Source organism: Aeromicrobium sp. PFPM2_SD2 (assembly GCF_057364525.1).
Window position 1 is genome coordinate 1 of record NZ_JBNFNZ010000160.1, and the last position, 5,009, is coordinate 5,009.

Sequence of the window (5,009 nt, forward strand, 5' to 3'; positions counted from 1 at the left end):
GGCGTCGACCCGGCGCAGCACGAGCCGGGCGACCCAGCCGGACGCGCCCCGGTGCGGCAGGTAGGGGTGCACCCGGGTGGCGGCGTGCGCCTCGGTGCCCTCCAGGCGGGTCGCCAGCCGGCTGAGCTGGGCGCCGGTCAGGTGCTCGGCGAGCGTCTCGACCAGGTGGAACTCCAGGCGACGGTGCTCGGCGAGGGCCTCGTCGACCTCGCGCCACACCGACTCCCAGGTGCGCCGTGAGCGCTGGGCCGAGCCGTACTCCAGCGCCTTGACCGTGGCCAGGGCGATCTCGAGCCGGCGCGCTCCGGCCAGGTACTCGCGCGTGATGCGGGCGCCGTCGGGCAGCTGGTGCCGCACGCGGCTGAGCAGGACGGCGTCCACGGCGTTGAGGTGGCGGGCGGCGGCCTGCAGGAAGGTGTCGATGCGCTCGTAGCCCTTGCGCGGCTCACCGGGCGTCGGCGTCATGTCGCTGGCGTGGTCGAGGCCGGCGGCCAGCCGCTCGTGGGTCGTCAGCACGGTGCTGGAGAGGACGTCCATGGGACTCACCCGATTCCTGTGGTCCTCCCATCGTGCGCCCGCCGCGATCGCGCGGCAAGAGCGCTCAGGCGGCCTTGTTGCGCCGGCGCCGGCGGGTGGGCCGGAGCGGACCGACCAGACGGGGTCCGGCCAGGCGCTGCTCGACCTTGCGCGCCTCGCGGCGCAGCGGCTGGGCGACGTACTCGCCGAAGATGACGCCCGAGGCGAGCGCGAGCGCCACCGCGGCGGCGGTGACGAGGCCGACGATGCCGTCGTACGCCTCGCCCTCGGCCATGAGGGCCAGTCCGCGGTAGATCGACAGGCCGGGCAGGATCGGCACGATCGCCGACACCACCACGACGAGCGGGGGAACCCTCGCCCACGTCGCCGCGCCGAAGCTGACCAGGCCGACCACGACCGCGGCGATGCCGACGGCCCACAGCCGTCCGACGTCGGCGAGCAGGTGGGTGATGCCGGCCGCCAGCGCGGCGACGAAGGAGACCGGGACGAGCGAGCGCCACGGGGCGTACGCCGTGCACGCGAACGCGGCGGCGCAGACGGCACCGCCGAGGACGACGCCGGCGAACCGGGCCAGGTCGGACGCGCCGGGATAGACCATGAGGTCGATGCCGAGCCACGACGCGATCGACAGGCCGCCGGAGACGCCGACGATGATGCCGGCCGTCGCGATCAGCACCTCCAGGATGCGGGCCGTGGCGGTGAGCGGGAAGCCGGTCAGCGCGTCCTGCACCGCCCCGATGAAGCCCAGGCCGGCCAGCAGCATGATGATCGAGGCGGTCACGACGATGGACGAGCTCACCGGCAGGTGGCTGGCCCCGGCCGCCACGGCGATGAGCGTGGCCAGCAGGCCGCCGGCGATCTGCTGGTAGAACAGCGGCAGCCGCAGCCGCTCCATCCAGCGCTGGATCACCTCGACCAGCGCGGACGCGACGAAGGCGATGATCCACACGACCCAGCTGCCGCCGAGCAGGGCGGCGACGCCGGCGCCGGTGAACCCGTAGGCGAGCGTGATCGACCAGCGCGGACGTCCGTGGCCGGTGGAGGCGATCTGCAGGATGCGCGCGCGGGCCTCGTCCAGGTCGACCCGGTCGGCGACCAGGTCGCGCACCAGCTTGTCGACGAGGGTGAGGTCGCCGTAGTCGATCGTCCGGTAGGTGACGTGCCGGACGCGCGACTGCGGCGGGTCCTCCCAGCGCTCCTGGTAGCTGATCGTCAGCGTCGTGAACGTCACGTCCACGAGCGCCGAGCGGAGCCCGAAGTGGCGGGTCACCGCCGTCATGGACGCGGTCACGTCGGCGGCGCCGGCTCCGTTGGAGAGCATCATCTCGCCCACGCGCAGGGCGAGGTCGAGCACGGCATGGATCTGCTGCGGGTCGTCGGTGTCGGCCATCGGCCCCATGGTGCCAGGCGGCGCCCGCAGTAGCCTGTCCACGACCACCAGGAGGAACCCATGACCACGTGGCAGCCCGACGTCCTCGGCGACGGATACGTCCAGCACGTCATCGAGCTCGGCCCCGACCCCGACGGCGAGGGCGACGTCCGCGCCGTCCTGGTCAAGCGCGAGCCGCGCGAGGGCGAGCAGGTGCGCGGCACCGTCCTCTACGTCCACGGGTTCAGCGACTACTTCTTCCAGCGCGAGCTCGCCGACTTCCTCGCCGAGCGCGGCCTGGCCTTCTACGCGCTCGACCTGCGCAAGTGCGGCCGCTCGCGGCTGCCCGGCCAGACCGGCCACTACGTCTCCGACCTCGCGCTCTACGACGCCGAGCTGGACGAGGCGCTGCGCCTGGTGGACGACGAGAACCCGGGCACCCGGACGCTGCTGGTCGCCCACTCCACCGGCGGGCTGATCCTGCCGCTGTGGCTGGACCGGCGGAACCGGCGTCCCGGTGGCGTCGACCAGGTCAGCGGCCTGGTGCTCAACAGCCCGTGGTTCGACCTGCAGGGCGCGCCGCTGCTGCGCGGCCCGGTCACGCAGGCGCTGCGCGTCGGCGCCAAGGCGCGTCCGTTCGCGGTGCTCAAGCTGCCGCCGAGCATGTACGGGCACTCGCTGCACCGCGACCACCACGGCGTCTGGGACTTCGACGTCGCGCTCAAGCCGCTCGAGGGCTGCCCGGTGACGGTCGGCTGGCTCAACGCCGTGCGCCGCGGCCACGCGCGCCTGCACCGCGGCCTCGACGTCGGCGTCCCGTCGCTGGTGCTGCGCTCGGACCGCACGCACTTCTCGACCCGCTACTCCGAGCGCATCGACACCGCCGACGCCGTGCTGGACGTCGCGCAGATCGCCCGCTGGTCCGGCTGCCTGGGCGGGCGCACGTCCGTCGTGCCGGTGCCGCAGGCGCGCCACGACGTCTTCCTCTCGCTGGACGAGCCGCGCAAGCAGGCCTACGCCGAGCTCGACGGCTGGCTGTCCGCGAGCGGCCTGCCCGCCTAGGGGCGGGCGCCCGCGGCCGGCTCGGGGGGAGGGGGACCGGGCGACGCCGGGACGAGGTCGGGACAGGACGTGCCGCGGTGTCCCTGGTCGGCGGGACACCGGGACCCGGACGGTGGGGGACCCGAGATCCGTCCCCCGAGAGGAACCCGCCATGACCACCGTCATCTCCCCCCGCCGCGTCCGCGACGACGTCGCGGACCGCGTCCCCGTCCGACGCTCGCGCACCTGGGCCCGGGCCGGTGTCGCCGCCGGCGTGCTGGGCCTGGCCGGCACGCTGCTGCCGACGCTCGTCACGCCGGTCTACGACCGCGCGCTCATGCCCGACGTCGTGCGGGTCGCCGAGGCGCTGGCCGACTTCAAGGGCCTCATGGTCGCCTTCCACGTGACGGCGACGCTCACCGTCCTGCTCCTGCCCGTCTTCGCGCTCGGCCTGGCGCGGCGGCTGCGCGACGCGCTCCCGCGGGGAGCCTGCTGCCGGGCGTCGCCGCCTTCGGCCTGCTCGCCACCGCCGTCGTCATGCTGATGGGCACGTCGCTGGACACCGAGTTCGTCTTCGGCATCGGCCACGCCGAGATGGTCGTGCCGGAGATGGCCGTGCTCTACAACCACTGGATCGGCACCGTCCCGATGGTGTGGGGCCTGACCGGGCTCACCGGGCTGGCGCTGCACCAGGCGTCCCGCCAGGGCGCCCTGCCGCGCTGGATCGGCCGCACCGGGCTCGTGCTGGGCGGGCTGTCGCTGCTCGTGACCGTGGCGCCCCTGCAGTACATGGCCGGGCTCACCGGCTCGCTCATGGTGCTCGTCGTCGGCTGCGGGCTCGCCTTCGGCGACAAGGCGTACCGGGCCTGACGTGGCCCGCACGCCGGTCGAGGACGCCGGTTCGGCCCTGCGCGGGCCGGACCGGCGCCATGATGTGCCCATGGAAGCCCGTCGGCTCGCCGCGCTGCCGCTGGTGCTGTCGGTGGCCGCCACGGTCGCGACCGCCTGGCTGGACGTCGTCACGCCCGCGGACGGTCCCGGCGTGCGGCTCACCGACGGGCCGGGATGGCCGTACGCGCTCCAGGGCCTGGTGCTCGCGGCGCTCGCGACCGTCGTCCTCGTCCGGCTCCCCGGCCACCGATTCGGGCTCCTGCTCGCGGTCATGGGCGTGTGCTGGACGCTCGACGGGCTCGCCCAGTCCTACGTCCGGGTCGGGCTGACCGACGACGCCGCGTGGCCGGCGACGTCGTTCGTGGGCTGGTACCTGTTCCGCTTCACCGCGGTCTTCCCGGTGCTGGTGGGCGTGCTCGTGCTGCTGTACCCGACCGGCCGCTTCCTGGGCGGCGCCTGGGGCGTGCTGTCGCGCGCCTGCGTGGCGGTCATGGGCCTGTCGGTGCTTGCCGCGCTCGTCCTGCCCTCGGGCTCGTTCGACCCCGGCGAGGTGCCCCCGCAGCTCGACCTGGACCTCACCACGCTGTGGTTCCTGGGCGAGCAGCCCGCGCTGTTCCGCACGCTCGTCGCGGCGTCGGTGGTGGCGTTCGCGCTGGGGCTCGGTCCGGTGGTGGCGCGCTACCGCCGGTCGGCCGGGCTCGAGCGGGCCCGCATGCGCTGGTTGGCCTGGGGCGTCCTGGTCGTCGTGATCGTCGGCGTCCTCGCCGTGCTGCTGGAGGTGCGCGGCATCGGGCTGCTCGCGACGTCGCTGGCGATGACGCTGCCGGCCGCGGCGATGACCATCGGCGTCGTCGACCCCGGACGCGTCCCGGTCGAGGACCTCCTCGTGCGCACGCTGGCCGCCGGCGGCGTGCTCGGCGTCGTCGTCACCGCGGACCTCGTCGCGGTGTGGAGCCTCACCGCGGTGCTCGGCGACGCGCTCGACGAGCGCCAGGTCGTCGTCGTGGTGCTGCTGCTGTCGGTCGGGCTGTACGGGCCGTTGCGGCTGCGCCTGCAGGCCTGGGCCCGGCGGCTCGTGGTGGGTCGCCACGGCGACCCGTACGACGTCGTCGCCGGCCTGGCGACCGCGCTCGAGCGGGCTCCCGACGAGCGCGCCCAGCTTCGACGCCGT

General features: G+C 74.6%; 6 protein-coding genes. 4 read left to right on the forward strand and 2 right to left on the reverse strand.

Annotation, left to right across the window (positions count from 1 at the left end):
- A partial coding sequence (locus AC2W7G_RS08910) for a hypothetical protein (RefSeq protein WP_485868118.1) occupies window positions 1-546 on the reverse strand: 546 nt, incomplete at its 3' end.
- 55 nt (window positions 547-601) lie between these two features.
- On the reverse strand, window positions 602-1,927 hold the full coding sequence (locus tag AC2W7G_RS08915; protein ID WP_485868119.1) for a threonine/serine exporter family protein: 1,326 nt from the start codon (window positions 1,925-1,927) through the stop codon (window positions 602-604).
- Between the two features lie 60 nt (window positions 1,928-1,987).
- Between AC2W7G_RS08915 and AC2W7G_RS08920 the strand changes: the two genes are divergently transcribed.
- The 4 genes from AC2W7G_RS08920 to AC2W7G_RS08935 all read left to right on the forward strand — a co-directional run.
- Window positions 1,988-2,968: an alpha/beta hydrolase gene (locus AC2W7G_RS08920; protein WP_485868120.1), complete on the forward strand. Its 981-nt coding sequence runs from the start codon at window positions 1,988-1,990 to the stop codon at window positions 2,966-2,968.
- A 151-nt stretch (window positions 2,969-3,119) separates the two neighbouring features.
- Window positions 3,120-3,491: a hypothetical protein gene (locus tag AC2W7G_RS08925; protein ID WP_485868121.1), complete on the forward strand. Its 372-nt coding sequence runs from the start codon at window positions 3,120-3,122 to the stop codon at window positions 3,489-3,491.
- Complete coding sequence (locus AC2W7G_RS08930) at window positions 3,485-3,817, forward strand: hypothetical protein (RefSeq protein ID WP_485868122.1); 333 nt, start codon at window positions 3,485-3,487, stop codon at window positions 3,815-3,817. Before AC2W7G_RS08925 ends, AC2W7G_RS08930 begins: the two co-directional genes overlap by 7 nt.
- 70 nt (window positions 3,818-3,887) lie before the next feature.
- On the forward strand, window positions 3,888-5,009 hold a 1,122-nt coding region (locus tag AC2W7G_RS08935), incomplete at its 3' end, for a hypothetical protein (RefSeq protein ID WP_485868123.1).

Coding starts and splice junctions, on each gene's coding strand:
- AC2W7G_RS08920 (WP_485868120.1), top strand. CDS start 1,988: ATGACCACGTGGCAGCCCGACGTCCTCGGCGACGGATACGTCCAGCAC.
- AC2W7G_RS08915 (WP_485868119.1), bottom strand. CDS start 1,927: ATGGCCGACACCGACGACCCGCAGCAGATCCATGCCGTGCTCGACCTC.
- AC2W7G_RS08930 (WP_485868122.1), top strand. CDS start 3,485: ATGCTGATGGGCACGTCGCTGGACACCGAGTTCGTCTTCGGCATCGGC.
- AC2W7G_RS08925 (WP_485868121.1), top strand. CDS start 3,120: ATGACCACCGTCATCTCCCCCCGCCGCGTCCGCGACGACGTCGCGGAC.